14 protein-coding genes are annotated in these 14,905 nt (G+C 45.7%); all 14 read left to right on the top strand.

The features are described 5' to 3' along the window. Positions 1 to 32: 32 nt before the first annotated feature. Positions 33 to 2,081: a VirD4-like conjugal transfer protein, CD1115 family gene (locus BUB28_RS04355; RefSeq protein WP_431767970.1), complete on the top strand. Its 2,049-nt coding sequence runs from the start codon at positions 33 to 35 to the stop codon at positions 2,079 to 2,081. 284 nt (positions 2,082 to 2,365) lie between these two features. Continuing rightward, positions 2,366 to 2,581 (top strand): Maff2 family mobile element protein, encoded by a 216-nt coding sequence (locus BUB28_RS17335; RefSeq protein ID WP_072949527.1) that lies wholly within the window; start codon positions 2,366 to 2,368, stop codon positions 2,579 to 2,581. Between the two features lie 130 nt (positions 2,582 to 2,711). Continuing rightward, on the top strand, positions 2,712 to 3,287 hold the full coding sequence (locus BUB28_RS04345) for a tRNA (adenine-N(6)-)-methyltransferase (RefSeq protein ID WP_072949181.1): 576 nt from the start codon (positions 2,712 to 2,714) through the stop codon (positions 3,285 to 3,287). After that, the gene (locus BUB28_RS04340; RefSeq protein WP_072949178.1) at positions 3,278 to 4,210 is read left to right on the top strand and encodes a VirB6/TrbL-like conjugal transfer protein, CD1112 family; all 933 of its coding nucleotides are present in this window, start codon (positions 3,278 to 3,280) and stop codon (positions 4,208 to 4,210) included. The genes BUB28_RS04345 and BUB28_RS04340 overlap by 10 nt, the downstream gene beginning before the upstream one ends. A 32-nt stretch (positions 4,211 to 4,242) precedes the next feature. Continuing rightward, positions 4,243 to 4,620 (top strand): PrgI family protein, encoded by a 378-nt coding sequence (locus BUB28_RS04335; protein ID WP_072949176.1) that lies wholly within the window; start codon positions 4,243 to 4,245, stop codon positions 4,618 to 4,620. A gap of 66 nt (positions 4,621 to 4,686) precedes the next feature. Beyond that, a complete protein-coding gene (locus tag BUB28_RS04330) occupies positions 4,687 to 7,128 on the top strand; it encodes a VirB4-like conjugal transfer ATPase, CD1110 family (protein WP_072949174.1) in 2,442 nt (813 codons plus the stop codon). 21 nt (positions 7,129 to 7,149) lie between these two features. After that, positions 7,150 to 8,607: a hypothetical protein gene (locus BUB28_RS04325; RefSeq protein WP_072949172.1), complete on the top strand. Its 1,458-nt coding sequence runs from the start codon at positions 7,150 to 7,152 to the stop codon at positions 8,605 to 8,607. Positions 8,608 to 8,850: 243 nt separating this feature from the next. Then, a complete protein-coding gene (locus BUB28_RS04320; protein WP_072949170.1) occupies positions 8,851 to 9,933 on the top strand; it encodes a hypothetical protein in 1,083 nt (360 codons plus the stop codon). A gap of 13 nt (positions 9,934 to 9,946) precedes the next feature. Next, positions 9,947 to 10,255 (top strand): hypothetical protein, encoded by a 309-nt coding sequence (locus tag BUB28_RS04315; protein WP_072949167.1) that lies wholly within the window; start codon positions 9,947 to 9,949, stop codon positions 10,253 to 10,255. Further along, on the top strand, positions 10,236 to 11,174 hold the full coding sequence (locus BUB28_RS04310; protein WP_072949165.1) for a CD1107 family mobile element protein: 939 nt from the start codon (positions 10,236 to 10,238) through the stop codon (positions 11,172 to 11,174). The genes BUB28_RS04315 and BUB28_RS04310 overlap by 20 nt, the downstream gene beginning before the upstream one ends. A gap of 20 nt (positions 11,175 to 11,194) precedes the next feature. Then, the gene (locus BUB28_RS04305; RefSeq protein WP_139277506.1) at positions 11,195 to 11,509 is read left to right on the top strand and encodes a hypothetical protein; all 315 of its coding nucleotides are present in this window, start codon (positions 11,195 to 11,197) and stop codon (positions 11,507 to 11,509) included. A gap of 92 nt (positions 11,510 to 11,601) precedes the next feature. Beyond that, on the top strand, positions 11,602 to 12,927 hold the full coding sequence (locus BUB28_RS04300) for a DNA cytosine methyltransferase (protein WP_072949160.1): 1,326 nt from the start codon (positions 11,602 to 11,604) through the stop codon (positions 12,925 to 12,927). Next, positions 12,924 to 13,817 carry a DNA cytosine methyltransferase gene (locus BUB28_RS04295; protein WP_072949158.1) on the top strand — a complete coding sequence of 298 codons (894 nt, stop codon included), beginning with the start codon at positions 12,924 to 12,926 and terminating at the stop codon, positions 13,815 to 13,817. The genes BUB28_RS04300 and BUB28_RS04295 overlap by 4 nt, the downstream gene beginning before the upstream one ends. Beyond that, a complete protein-coding gene (locus BUB28_RS04290) occupies positions 13,810 to 14,898 on the top strand; it encodes a phosphoadenosine phosphosulfate reductase domain-containing protein (protein WP_072949156.1) in 1,089 nt (362 codons plus the stop codon). Before BUB28_RS04295 ends, BUB28_RS04290 begins: the two co-directional genes overlap by 8 nt. Positions 14,899 to 14,905 lie beyond the last annotated feature (7 nt).

Raw genomic sequence — 14,905 nt, 5'->3', positions numbered from 1 at the left:
GTACAGGATTTCAGGAAAAGATACTCCCTTTTATGAGCAATCTCGGGGTCGCTTTTGCTAAGGTCTTTCCCAGTTTACACCCGTTGGATATTTTATTCGGTTTGGTACTGGCGGGTGTCATGAGACTTGTTCTCTATATCAAATCGAAGAACAAGAAGAAATTTAGGCAGGGCGAGGAATACGGCTCAGCTGTATGGGGTACGGAAAAGGACATTGAGCCTTACATGGACTTATCCAACCCTGAAAACAACGTTATCCTCACGAAAACGGAGTCCCTGACGATGGGCAAGCCTTCTGCTCCGAAGTTTGCGAGAAATAAAAATATCCTCGTTATCGGTGGTTCAGGCTCGGGCAAGACACGATTTTTCGTCAAGCCGAACCTGATGCAGATGCACTCCTCCTATGTGATCACCGATCCAAAGGGTACGGTGCTTGTGGAGTGCGGTCATCTTCTTGCAAGGGGCAGACCGCTGAGAAACAGCGAAGGCAAGATAGTGTATCAGAGGGACGGCAAAAACGGTTTGAAAAAGGACAAGCATGGCAAGCCTATGCCTGTCTATGAGCCGTACAACATAAAAGTCTTTAACACGATAGACTTCTCAAAAAGTATGCACTATAACCCTTTCGCATATATCTCCGAAAGAAACCGTGAGAAGGACATTCTCAAATTCGTGGAAGTCCTGATAAAAAATACTTCTTCCTCTCAGCAGCCCGGCGGTGATGACTTCTGGGTAAAGGCTGAAAAGCTGTTGTATACAGCATATATCGCAATGATCTTCACTATCTATCCCGAAGATGAAAGAAACTTTGAGACTTTGATAGAAATGATCAATTCTTCCGAATGCCGAGAGGACGATGAAGAATTTAAGAACGCTATCGACATTCAGTTCGATATGCTTGAAAGCTGGCTTAACGGTACATTTCCTTCTGAGGAAGAAATTGACGAAGCCTTAAAAATAGAAAAAGAAAAATCGGAAAACCCTAATAGTTCCGATGATACAGAAGAAAGTGAGAGCAAACTTCCGTATGATGCTCAAGCCTATGACGAATATCGCTGTTGGAGCAGAAATTCTCCTGTAAGCGAACAGCAAAGGCTCGGCGCATTTGCTCTCAAACAATACAAGGCGTACAAACTTGCCGCAGGCAAAACGGCTAAGTCTATCTTAATTAGCTGTTCGACACGTTTAGCGCCTTTTGCCATAGATGAAGTGCTGGAGATAACTTCGTATGATGAACTGCACCTTGATACGCTCGGTGATGAGCTGTCGGCTCTGTTCGTAATAATCTCCGATACTGATGCAACGTTCAACTTCCTCGTTGCGATCATGTATTCACAGCTTTTCAATCTGCTGTGTACCAAAGCTGACAACAGCGACGGCGGCAGATTGCAGTACCATGTGCGGTGTCTCTTAGACGAGTTTGCGAATATTGGCGAAATACCGCAGTTTGAGAAGCTGATAGCGACTATCCGAAGCCGTGAAATATCGGCAAGTATCATCTTGCAAGCTAAGAGCCAGCTAAAGGCTATCTATAAAGACAATGCAGACACAATTGAAGGCAACTGTGATACGATGCTGTTTCTCGGTGGTAAGGAGAAGTCAACGCTGAAAGAGATCTCTGAAAGTTTGGGTAAGGAAACTATCGACAGTTTCAATACTTCTACCAACAGAGGTCAGAGCGAGAGCTACGGCATGAACTATCAGAAACTCGGAAAGGAGTTGAAGTCACAGGACGAATTAGCCATAATGGACGGCGGAAAATGTATCTTACAGCTTAGAGGAGTGCGTCCGTTCTTCTCTGATAAATACGATATAACAAGACACAAAAATTACTCTGAACTTCTTGATGCAAATCCGAAGAAAAAGTTTGACATTCAAAGTTTTGTTAGTGACCGAAGTGGGATGGTTTCAAACATTTCTCCGAAAGATCAAATAAGTCAATGGGTGATCGACAAGTCAAGTTCCGCCTTAAAGGAAGTTACCTATCCTGCTGATGCGACAGAAACAGAAAATGCAGAAGCAGAAGCTGTTTACGATGCCGACTCCGAAACAGATATAGACGGAAATACGGCAAACAGCTAAGAACCCGAAAAATAAAAAAAGAGATAATCGGGTGACGCTGAATGGACGAATTTATTATATTTGAGGGAGACTTTTTACCTATGGAAACTAAGAATATTTCTGCGGTGGAGAATACCGCAATGGAGACAGCAACCGCCTCTGCACCTAAGCACAAGTGGCTTTCTAAGGGTGCTAAGTTTGCTAAGAAGGCAACTATGTTCGCAACTATCGCCGGAGTAATGGCATCTACCTGTGCAACTCAGGCTTTTGCGGCTGGTACCGGTGAGGTTGATACTTCCAGCTTTATTACTACCGCCTGCACCGTTCTCAAGAGTGTCATCTGCCTTATCGGCGGCGGTGTCGGTGTATGGGGTATCGTAAACCTCCTGGAAGGTTACGGTAATGATAACCCCGGTGCAAAGAGCCAGGGCATGAAGCAGCTTATGGCTGGTCTTGGTCTGATCCTGCTCGCTATTATCCTCGTTCCTGTTCTCGAATCCATGATGACAGGTGCTATCTGATAAAGAAAACTCAGAGAAAGAGACAAGCGTGAACTAACGGCTGAACGCTATACAAATAACGCCGTAAATATAGAATTATGAAGGGTCGCTCATGCGGTGGGCTGTGGCGGGTAATGAGCGATGTGACACAATGGCAATCAACATAGGATACTTAACTGCCAACAGGACAAGTGCAGGAGATGAGGTTTATACGCCTTACTATGCGGTAGAGCCGTTACTGGAGTTCCTGCCGAAAGACAAGGTTATCTGGTGTCCGTTCGATGAAGTATGGAGCGCCTACTATAACTGCCTTACGGAAAAAGGATATAAGGTTGTGCGGAGCAGTCTGAGCGAAGGCAGAGATTTCTTTAAGTATGAGCCTGATAATTGGGACATACTTGTAAGCAATCCCCCATTCTCAAAGAAAGATGAAGTTCTGAAAAGAGCTTTTTCTTTTGAGAAGCCTTTCGCACTCCTTCTGCCCGTAAACAGCATACAGGGCAAAAAGCGGTATAAGATATTCAGAAATCAGATACAGCTCCTTGCCTTTGATGCAAGAGTGGACTACCATACCCGAAAGAATATGGAATGTACCACCAAAGGCAATCATTTCGGCTCGGCATATTTTTGCCGTGACCTACTCCCCACAAAACTTGAACTGAGACAGCTTAACAAATACGACAGACCATTACAACCCCCAGCAGGAGGTGATGAAAAATGGGAGTGATCAGTGATGCGATAGACGCACTTGAAGATTGGTGCTGTGACTTGTTCAAAGACGGCATCAAGAGCCAGTTTGACGGTATTTCCGATCTGCTGACCGATACTTTTTCACAGACAACAGGCAGTGACGGACTTGTTTCAACATATCTGACCTCGCACCCTGCGAATTTCACGGGCGGCGGAACCGGCGGCACTTCGGTGTGGACAACTATCGAAACGCTATGTAATAATGTTGTCGTCCCGATTGCGGGCTTTATTTTGACGATCATTCTTCTGAATGACCTGATACAGACCGTACTGAGGGGCAACAACTTTAAGGACTTTGATGATTCTATCATCATAAAATGGATAATCAAAGCCCTGTGCGGTGTAATATTGGTGTCGAATACATATTATATCGCTTCTGCTTTGTTCGGCTTCGGAACTAACGTTTGTTCCAACGGGCTGACAACTCTATTCGGCACAGGTGACTATCTTGACACGGCGCTTGCTTTGAAAAAGTCGGCACTAAGCGGACTTTCCCTCGGTGAGCTGATGACCGTGTGGTTTATCTCCCTGATAGTACATGTCGGAGTGATGATACTGATAGTCGCTATCGTTATAACCCTTGCAAGCCGTATCATTGAGGTATTTATGTATCTCTCTGTTGCTCCTATCCCTATGGCTACGATGATGGACTCGGGAGAATGGGCTTCAATCGGCAAAAACTGGATCAAACAGCTTTTAGCACTGTCTTTTCAGGGATTTTTTATCATTGTCGCACTCGGTATCTTCAAGACATTGTTTGCAAATATGATAACAACACTGAATGCAGGCACAGGAAGCGTCATCATGCAAATGGCAATGCTTTTGGGCTACACGGCTGCACTGATCTTTACGATCCTGCGTACAGGCGCTATATCTAAGTCAGTCTTTTCGGCCCACTAAAATGCTGAAAAGCGGCTATTTACGGAGGTTTTATGGCACATTACGTTCCTATCCCGAAAGACCTTAATGAGATTAAGGAGAAGTTTATTGCGGGATTTACAAAAAGACAAGTAATATGCTTTGGTATCGGTCTTGTGATCGGAGCGCCTGTTTTCTTCTTGACAAGAAATGCTATCGGTATGTCGGGAGCGATATTTGCGATGGGTGCGTGTGCCGCACCTGCGATACTCTGCGGACTTTACCGAAAGAACGGTGTGTTTCTTGAAAAGCAGATCAGGTTCATGAAAGAGTATTTTACAAGACCGAGAAAGCGATATTACAGAACAACAAACGTATTCGTGAGCTTTGAACGGCACATCGAATATATGAAGATACGAAAAAAGCTGAGAGATGCCGAAAGAAAAGGCTGATACAGCTCTCTATATATAATAGTATACTTTCGGTGTCCTCCGCTTTGATATAACGGAGGTTTACCAATGGGCTTTAGAAAGAAAGATGCCAAGATAAGTGATAACAAGTCCAAATCGGCTGTTATCATGGGCAAGCCTGCCTCACAGCTTACCAAAGAGGACAAAAAACTTTTATCCGCAAGAATGGCTGAGATAAAGAAAGAAAACGGCAGCAATGCCACGGTGCAGAATACGATCCCTTTCCTGTGTATGTTCCGTGACGGAGTTTGTCAGGTGTCGGAGAATTTTTATTCTTTGACAGTACAGTTTTACGATGCCAATTACAGCATTGCGGAGTTTGATGAACAGAACAACATTTTTTCAAAATACTGCGATATTATCAACCTTTTCGATAATACGATCAAGTTTCAGCTGACCTTTGAGAATCAGAACCGCTCAAAGGACAAGCTGATAAAAACAATTCAGATACCCGAGCAGGACGATGACTTCAACGATATTCGCTCGGAGTACAGCAAGATGCTGACCGACAAGCTGATGACAGGCTCAAACGGTCAGAGTGCGAGGAAGTTTCTCACTTTCGGTATCGAAAGCACTTCATACAAGGCGGCAAGAGCAAAGCTCATGTCGATAAAAAACGACGTTATCAAGGGCTTTAAGGCTTTTGGTGTGGAAGCGGAAATGCTCGACGGCAAGGCAAGGCTTGAAGCAATGTACTATGCTCTCAACCCATACAGAAGTCAGCATTTTATCTTTGATTGGGACAGTATGCTCCATGCAGGCATGGACACAAAGGACTTTATCGCCCCGCCGTCCCTGAAATTCAACAAACAGGACTTTGAGATCGGCAATGCTTACGGTGCAGTTTGGGGACTGAATATCCTTGCAGGCGAACTGTCGGACGAGATACTGAAAGACTTTCTGGAAATGCAGAACCTTTTCTGCGTGAATATCCACGTTGAGCCGTTAGACCAGATCGACGCATTAAAGTTCGTTAAAAAGAAGCTGACGGCTGTTGAAGCTATGAAGGTCGATGAGCAGAAAAAAGCAAGTCAGGCAGGATATGACACGGATATTCTTCCTCCTGCTATCAAGATGTACATTGAGGACATCGACAAGCTGCTTGCAGACCTGAACAGCAAGAACGAGCGTCTTTTCCATATCTCGATCAGTATCAGGGCTTACGCAAAGAGCAAGAAGGCGCTGAAACTGCAAGCGGAAATGCTCAAGCGTATCTGTCAGAAGAACAACTGCACCATGTTTCCCTACGATTACAGACAGGAGCAGACGCTGGTTTCCACGCTCCCCATTTGCTACAACGCTGTACCTGTGTCAAGGGAAATGCACACTTCGGGCATAGCGATTTTCGTGCCTTTCACTACAAAGGAATTATTCCAGGACGGTCAGGCGACATATTACGGAGTAAACACGCTTTCGGGCAATATGATCCGTGCCAACAGGTCACGGCTCAAAAACCCCAACGGACTTATCCTCGGCACACCGGGCGCAGGCAAGTCTTTCTCTGTAAAAAGAGAGATCTTAGACTGCTTTCTGACCACCACGGACGATATTATCATCTGTGATCCCGAGGGTGAATATTTTCCTCTTGTGTCGGCACTCCACGGACAGCTTATCCGTATCGCTTCCAACAGCGAACAGCATATCAACCCTATGGACGTGACGATTGACGATTATCTTATGAGCAATCCTATGGAAGTTATCGCTGACAAGTCGGATTTTCTTATCAGCCTGTGCGAGATCATCGTGGGCGGAAGATACGGACTGACCGCTGAGGAAAGGTCTGTTATCGACAAGTGCGTTCAGCGTATCTACAAGAATTTCATTGAAAATCAGCCGTCTGTGGAGAAAATGCCTTTGCTTTCTGACTTACAGCATGAACTGAAAGCTGAGGGCGATGTGGCTCTGAGAGTGGCTAACTCCCTTGAAATGTTTGTAAACGGTTCGCAGAACCTTTTCAACCACCGCACAAACATTGATATGACAAACCGTATCATTTGCTTTGACATCAAGGAACTCGGCAATCAGCTGAAAAAGGTCGGTATGTTGATCGTTCAGGATACCGTTTGGAACAGAGTTTCCGCTAACCGTGAGAAAAAGAAGATCACTCGCTACTACATCGACGAATTCCACCTTTTGCTGAAAGAGGAACAGACGGCAAAGTATTCCGCTGAGATCTGGAAACGTTTCAGAAAATGGGGCGGAGTTCCTACGGGTATCACGCAGAATGTAAAAGACCTGTTGCAGTCGCAGGAAGTCGAGAATATTTTCGATAACTCGGACTTCGTCTATATGCTGAATCAAGCATCGGGAGACAGAGATATTCTTGCGGAAAAACTGCACATTTCTAAGGAACAGATGAAGTTTGTAACAAACTCAGGTCCGGGCGAGGGACTTATCCGCTATGATAAGGTGCTTTTGCCTTTCACCGACAAATTCCCCGCAGATACGCAGATGTTCCGCTTGATGACGACTCGCCCTCAAGACCAGTAAACGGCATGAAATGGAGGAATTATGGGATTACAGAGAAAACAGAATAACCTCCGTAAAGCTCAGGCGCGTTTCGATAAGGTCAGCAGGCGGTCAAAGCAGTTTCAGATAGAATTTGTCCGTGGGCAGAACAGCAAGGGCAAATTCAAGACCAAAGCGAATATCGTCCGTGGAGAAAAGCAGTTCCACGGCAATAATCGTGGTCTGATACATAAGGCGGTCAATGCGAAATACCGTATCAAGGGCGATGTTCCCTCGGTCACAAGGACGATAAACGCTTGGAAGCCGAAGTCAAAAAAGGGCAAGGTTTTCAAGGGTACAGCAAAGGTCATGAATTTTGCGGTACACGATGTAACGCAGACGGCTGTTGACACTGCACTCGCAGCGGAGACTGTCGGCTTAAAAGGTGCTGACGTTGCCCAGCGTGAAGTCAGAAACAAATTAAAGCAAAAGTATACCCGTGAAGCGGTAGACGATTATCACCGTGGAGTTTTCTTTGTTGGAAGAACAGCGGTCGATGCCGTCAAGGGTACGCACTGTCACCTGAAACAGAAGAAACAGCAGAAACTTGAAAAGGCGAAGTACAAGCTCCAAAAGGCTGAATACAAGGTTTTCAAGGTCGATTCCTACAAGCCGAAACTCAGTGCTTCAAAAGCGGATATAAAGTCGGCTAAGGCTTTTTACAAGTCAAGAAAGGTCAGAGACAGGGGCAATCCTTACCGCAGGGCGATGAACAAACGCCGAAAACAGGCGTATTTGCAGTCAAAGCGTGAACTGAAATTTGAGCAGAAACAGCTTAAAACAGACAAGAGGTTCAAGAAAAAGGAGCTTCGCAATCAGCGGAAGATCAAGCGTGATGCAAGTGCAGGGCTTCTTGTCTTAAAGCCTGTTTCTTATTCAGCAAAGCGTATGAGGGCTTCGGCATGGCAGAAAGCGGTCAATGAAGATCAGGACAACGATGTGCTTCATGCGATAGACTCGGCTAAGAGAAGAATTGCCGAGCCTGCAATAGAAAAGGTCAAAAAGCCCCAGCGTTTACAGCGTGAGCAGAAAAAGCGTGACAGGCTCAAAGACAGCGAATCGAAGTCTAAAAACCGCCTGAACAGGCAGGAAAACCGACTGAATGAAAAGCACGATAAGTACAAGCAGAAAAAGAAGAAGCGCAGGCCGAAGAACAAGCAGACAAAGAAGTCGGTTTCAGATGCAATCAGGACGGCTTTCAAGTTTGTCAAGAACGTGTACGAAAAGGAAGTCAAGAAGTTCTTTGCAACACTGGCTGTGCCTGTTATCATCATTCTTCTTGTGTTTGCTTTCATCATCATGATTTTCAGCTCTATTGCTTCAAGCAGCGGTTTCACCCTCGGCACTTATGCGGCGCAGGACTATGACTTGTCGGAAGCCGAAAAATACTACACGAAACTTGCCTATGAGATGAATGAGAAAATACGCAAGGTCAGTGATCCCGATGACTGGAAGGACTGACTTGCGGACTTCGGTGCTAAGAAAAAAGACCTGAAAGACAAGCCCGATAATTGGTATTGGGGCAACTCAGACAAATATCCCTGGGATCCGGTCTATGACTTCGACACCTACAAGCTGTGGTCATTCCTCTGTGCTTACTACTACGATTTTGATGCCGCCGACAACGGTGACATAAAGTATTGGGAGTTTGACGGAGATACCGAAGATCTGCTCGATGAGATATTCAATGCGGAATATCAGTTTGTGTATTGGTATGACAACAAGTCACGCTGGGAAGAACTTGACCCCTACAATTATTGGGGCGGCGGTGCAGCTGACGAGGGAACATATTACAGAGCCGAACAGGACGCATATATCTATGACGGTCAGCCTTACAAGTACCGTTTCAAGCCGATAGCGTACACTTCCGAGATCGGACAGTATCGTGACAGCGACGGGTATATCTGCATTACAGATAACTACCGTGTGCTTGATCCTAATAACGATTATGCTTTGACAGGCTTTTATGTGAGAGATCATCGCTATTATGCAGGCGACAGCAGACCGTTTTATATGTATGACAGCGATAATGACACATTCTTTTTCAATGCGGGCGGTTCATCACATAACCGCAGTTTTTGGGGCTGGGACGGTACTGACGCATGGTTTTTGGTAAGCCCGACCGATACAACCATTTGGAATGACAGCATAACAGACACTTGTATGTATGCCTATTATGAAAAGTATTACTGGAAAACCGAATGCAACTTGTATTACAATGTCAAGCAGAAAAAGACCTTTGATAAGGTCATAGAGGACAAGCTGAAAACCCTGTCCCACAAGACCGAACGCTTGCAGTATTACAATCTGCTTGTCGGCAATGAGGACGGCAACACGCTCTACGGCAATCATCAGACTTTATATAATCTTCTTCCAGAGCCGTCTATCCGTGACTATTCGTTAAAGCGTGAGTTCGGCTACGAAATGACGGGCTGGAATGAAGCAAGTGACGGTCTGTATCAGGGTATCAAGGTGTATGCGGACAGCGGAACAAAGCTCAAAATGCCTTTCAGCGGTAAGATAACCGATGTCGATACCGATGACAACAAGATCACGATCCGCAAGGACGATGTGAAGTATTGGTATGACGGAAACGGCGGAACAAAGCGTGATACGGAGATCACTATCGCAAATGCGGTGCTGATAAATGACTATGAAGAAGGCGACAGTATCAAGGAGGGCAAGGAATTTGCCAAAACAACAGCCGGCAACGTGAATTTTCACATTTACATTGACACGGACGGCTACGGCTGGGACTACATTGATCCACGCTTGGTGCTGTATTGACGGAGGTGATGTGATGGCTAATATAGATCAGATGATCGAAAAGAAAGAGAAAAGGGCTGATTCACTCCGCAGGCAGATAGAAACAGCAAGCGGACAGCTCAAAAATCTCCTTATGGAGATAAAAGTGCTGAAATATGAAAAACTTGAACAGGTGGCTAATACAGAGGAGACCGATCCTGAGACACTTATTCGTTCATATCAGCAAAACCTGAAATTCAAGAGCCGTGGGCTTACCGACGATGACATTGACGAGCTGGCTGACGGTGATGAATACACAGGAACACTTTTACAGGAGGACAACAATGAGAAAAAGATTTTTTAGTGCTGTAATGGCAGCAATGATGCTTTCCCTTGCAAGTGTCGGTGCGGTTTCGGCTTCGGCGGCAGAAACAACCGACTCTGCTGTTGAATCGGTGGAACAGGCAACAACTGCCGCTGACAATGACAGTTCGGAGGACGGCTCTGAAACTGAGGGAACAACGGCAAAAGCAACAGAGGCCTCAGCTGAGGACAGCAGTTCAGCGACTGAAACAACTTCTTCTGTTTCAGAGGGAGAATACAGCATGGAGGACTTTATGAAGGTAATGGCACAGCTTGCCGAGAACGGCAACGGCACTGTTACCGCAAATGACAGCAGACCTGACTATGACGGCGATCCCTATTACGATACAGACGGCAACGCTACTCTTATCAAGTCGGAGCAGATCATCTACAACACAGAGGAAATGCAGTTTATCGCTGTCACCACAAAGGACGGTCACGTTTTCTATGTGCTTATCAATTACACCGCCGAAAGCGGAGAGGACAATGTGTACTTTCTGAACAAAGTTGACGATTATGATCTCTACGCACTCCTCTATGCAGGTGAAGAAGATAAGGACGGAAATCCGAAGTACACTCCCGAGGAGGCTATGCAGGCGGCTGAGAAAGCCAACGGCAGAGTGAACAGCGGTGATAATTCCTCGGACACGGCTGAGACTTCCGAAACAACTGCTGACGGTGAGGGTGCTGAGGACGGCGAAAATGCTCCTGTCAAGAAAGCTCCTGCCAATATGAGCAGTATCTACCTTGTGGGTATCATTGCACTTATCGGATTCGGTGCAGGCGGTTTCTTCCTTTTCAAGAAGAAAAAGGGCGATAACGGTGTAAGAAAGCCTGAGTTTGATCCCGATGACTACAAGTCGGACGATGATGATGACCTGGAGATTTTTGACGGCAATGACAGTTATGATGACGAATGAGAGAAAGAGAGGAACAGCAAATGAATAAGAGAAAAAAGATGATCGTAGGTATCGCTTCCCTTGCAGGGGCGGCTTGTGCGGCAGGAGTTACCGCAAAGGTGACTGACTGTATCAAGCGGAAGTGGTTTTCACAGGGATATGATGCAGGTCACCTGGTCGGCTTTATGGACGGCGGTATTGCTATGGCGAAGAAGTACGATAATGTTGTGAAGTCGGCTTCTGAGCTTGGCAGAAATCACTCCGTCCTTGCGGAAAAGTACAACAAGCTCTGCGAGGACTATGACGAACTGGAGCGTGAATACAAGGAGCTTTGTGACGAGTATTACGAAGCCTGAACGACCTTGAACCCATTGGATTCAAGGTCATGACAACAAAACAGATATAGAGAAACAACACAGACAATGAGAAAAGAGAGAGAATTTGTCTAATGAAAGTTTTAAGCCTATTTGACGGCATTTCCTGCGGACGGCTTGCACTTGAACGTGCGGGCCTGCCCGTAGAATGTTATGATGCCTTTGAAATCGACAAGTACGCTGTCACGGTCTCAAAGCGCAATTACCCCGATATTGTTCATCACGGGGACGTATTTGACGGCGATTTTATTCAGTTTAAGGGGTATGACCTTTTGCTCGGCGGAAGTCCGTGTACATACTGGTCTATTGCAAAGAAAGGCAGAGAGACCACCTCTGACGGCATGGGTTTCAGGCTGTTTATGGAGTATGTTCGGGCGCTCCGTGAGAGTGAGTGCAGGTATTTTCTTTATGAGAATAACTACTCAATTCATCAAAATATCAAGGACGAGATCAGCAAGCATTTAGGTGTACAGCCTATCATGATAAATTCTGCACTTGTAAGCGGTCAGAATCGAAAGCGCTGTTACTGGACTAATATCCCGAATGTCACCCAGCCCGATGATCTGGGCATTATGCTTGCCGATGTGCTTGAAAACGCTGTACCGTGGCAGGACAAGTCCTACTGTATGACTTCTTCCTATAACGGTGCTGTACTTTACAATACGCTTGAAAGAAAACAGCGGACAATGGTGGCTATTCCGATCAATACTGTTGGCGGCAAGTCGCACACTATCCCTGCTACATATTATAAAGCCGGAGAAAAACCTTTCAGTCCGTATGGAAGTGAAATGGCTAAACAGCGTGTAGCTATCCCCATTAACACTTACAACGATGATGGAGAAAAAAGCCGTACTGTAATGGCTGGATACTATAAGTACGGTGAAGCAACGCTTATAAAAAACAAAGGCTTCAAAGGCGGTGCAACTGCGGTTGCCGAGCCTGTGGGGGCCGCCCAGCGAGGAAGATATGTTGATGACGACCGTCTTAGCTCCGCACGACATACAGAACAGCATATCGAAGTCAGACCTGACGGAAAATCAAACTGTCTGACAACGGTTCAGAAAGACAGCCTTGTATGCGCTCCTGTTCGTGTTGGGCAGTACGGAAAAGGCGGTCAGGGACAGCGTATTTATTCCGTTCGTGGGAAGTCGGTAACACTGTCGGCAAACGGCGGCGGTCAGGGAGCAAAGACAGGTTTGTATAAGATTGATCTGCCTGACGGTGATTATATTATCCGCAAGCTGACTCCTGTTGAAGCGGAGCGCTTGCAGACTCTCCCCGATAACTATACGGCAGGTATCAGCAACTCGCAGAGATACAAGTGTATCGGCAACGGCTGGACGGTGGACGTTATCGCCCATATTCTTTCTTCTTTGACGGAGAAAGGCGGTGCGGTATGAGGGTACTCAGCTTATTTGACGGTATATCCTGCGGAATGGCCGCTCTTGAAAGAGCCGGTATTCCTGTCGAGCGTTATGTCGCTTATGAGATCAATGAACCGTCTATCAAAATCAGCAAAAAGAATTATCCGAATATCGAGCATAAGGGCGATGTAACAAATGCGGACTTTTCGGAATATATCGGTTTTGATCTTCTGATCGGCGGAAGTCCTTGTCAAGACCTTTCAGGTCTGAATACAGTTTACAGACAGAAAGACAAAACAGGTCTGCAAGGCGAAAAGAGCCGTCTGTTTTATGCCTATGTCGATGCTCTTAATACGGTCGCTCCGAAGTATTTCCTCTTTGAGAATGTCGCAAGCATGAAAGCAGAATGGCGTGATGAGATCACCCGTGAACTTGGTGTTGAGCCTGTTATGATAAATTCCGCACTTGTTTCGGCACAGGAGCGCAAACGGCTGTACTGGACGAATATTCCAAATGTCACACAGCCGTCTGATAAGGGAATTGTGCTTGACGATATTATTCTTTCAGCAGAAAAAGTTCCCGAAAAGTATTGGTATCGTGATAAGAAATATACTCTGAATGGTGAAGATGATCGTGTCATCGCTACACTTGACGGAGAAAATATATTCTCGGAAAACAAGCGTGTTTTCAATCCGAAATATAAGTGCGGAACGTTGTGCGGTGACGGTGCAGGCGGTAATCTACAGAAGAAAGTCTATCAGAACGGTGCTGTCCGCAAGCTGACTCCATTGGAGTATGAGCGTTTGCAGACACTTCCTGACAATTACACGGAGGGTGCAGCGGACTCGCACAGATATACCGCTGTCGGCAACGGCTGGACTGTGGACGTTATCGCCCATATCATGGGAGGACTTCGTGATGAATGAAGAAATCCTGAAAACCTGTGCCGATAACAATAACTACACCATTTATACTGCTTTTTGCAAGGCACAGCGTATTATGATGCGGTCTTACGCTCCTGTGTGCAGTATAAGCGGCGGCTCGGACAGCGACATTATGCTCGATATGATACATAAGGTCGATGAGGACGGAAAAGTGACCTATTTTTGGATAGACACGGGCTTGGAATATACCGCCACAAAGGAGCATTTGGCTGAACTTGAACAGAAATACTGTATAGAAATCATTCATATAAAACCTGACAAGCCTATCCCGACTTGTATCAAGGAGTACGGTGTGCCGTTCCTTTCAAAGTATGTATCGGAACAGATGATGAGACTTCAAAAACATAATTTTCAGTGGGAAGATGAACCGTTGGAAGTTCTTTTGCAGAAATATCCTAAGTGCAAGGTAGCACTTCAATGGTGGTGCGGTGAGCGTTATTCCGATGAAAACGGTGTGCAGAAGATGAGCCGTTTTTCGATTTATCGTAACAAGTGGCTGAAAGAATTTATTCTTGCCAATCCTCCCGACTTTCCGATTTCAAACAAATGCTGTGAATATGCAAAGAAAAAGCCTGCAAAGCGTATCATCAAGGAACTTGATGCAGACCTTGATATGACAGGCATTCGCAAGGCTGAGGGTGGTATCCGTTCGGCGGCATTTAAGACTTGTTTTTCAGAGTGCAAGTCAAAGGGCTGTGATACATTTCGTCCGATATTCTGGTACACCGACAAGGACAAGCATGACTATGAGCAGATGTTTGATGTGACACACTCTCGCTGTTATACCGAATACGGATTGCGGAGAACGGGCTGTGTCGGGTGTCCGTTCAGCAAGCATATCAACGAAGAACTTGCTGTTATCGAAGAATATGAGCCTAATTTATACAAGGCGGCAATGCACTTGTTCGGAAAATCATACGAATACACAGCAAAATACAGAGCCTTTGCAAAAGAGATGAAGGCTAAGGAAAGAGAGGAAAAGAAACGTGCTAAGTTATCTGCCAACAGTGCTGATACTGTCGATGATCCTGTCGCTTCTGATAGGAGTGCCGTATCAGCTTGAAAAGGCT

Source organism: Ruminococcus flavefaciens (genome assembly GCF_900143025.1).
GTDB classification, from domain to species: Bacteria; Bacillota; Clostridia; order Oscillospirales; family Ruminococcaceae; genus Ruminococcus; species Ruminococcus flavefaciens_I.
The sequence above is the reverse complement of the archived record's forward strand: the minus strand, read 5'-3'. Positions and strand labels throughout refer to the sequence as shown.

Coding starts and splice junctions, on each gene's coding strand:
- BUB28_RS04345 (WP_072949181.1), top strand. CDS start 2,712: ATGGCAATCAACATAGGATACTTAACTGCCAACAGGACAAGTGCAGGA.
- BUB28_RS04295 (WP_072949158.1), top strand. CDS start 12,924: ATGAGGGTACTCAGCTTATTTGACGGTATATCCTGCGGAATGGCCGCT.
- BUB28_RS04310 (WP_072949165.1), top strand. CDS start 10,236: ATGAGAAAAAGATTTTTTAGTGCTGTAATGGCAGCAATGATGCTTTCC.
- BUB28_RS04325 (WP_072949172.1), top strand. CDS start 7,150: ATGGGATTACAGAGAAAACAGAATAACCTCCGTAAAGCTCAGGCGCGT.
- BUB28_RS04315 (WP_072949167.1), top strand. CDS start 9,947: ATGGCTAATATAGATCAGATGATCGAAAAGAAAGAGAAAAGGGCTGAT.
- BUB28_RS04330 (WP_072949174.1), top strand. CDS start 4,687: ATGGGCTTTAGAAAGAAAGATGCCAAGATAAGTGATAACAAGTCCAAA.
- BUB28_RS04300 (WP_072949160.1), top strand. CDS start 11,602: ATGAAAGTTTTAAGCCTATTTGACGGCATTTCCTGCGGACGGCTTGCA.
- BUB28_RS04335 (WP_072949176.1), top strand. CDS start 4,243: ATGGCACATTACGTTCCTATCCCGAAAGACCTTAATGAGATTAAGGAG.
- BUB28_RS04305 (WP_139277506.1), top strand. CDS start 11,195: ATGAATAAGAGAAAAAAGATGATCGTAGGTATCGCTTCCCTTGCAGGG.
- BUB28_RS04290 (WP_072949156.1), top strand. CDS start 13,810: ATGAATGAAGAAATCCTGAAAACCTGTGCCGATAACAATAACTACACC.
- BUB28_RS04355 (WP_431767970.1), top strand. CDS start 33: ATGAGCAATCTCGGGGTCGCTTTTGCTAAGGTCTTTCCCAGTTTACAC.
- BUB28_RS04340 (WP_072949178.1), top strand. CDS start 3,278: ATGGGAGTGATCAGTGATGCGATAGACGCACTTGAAGATTGGTGCTGT.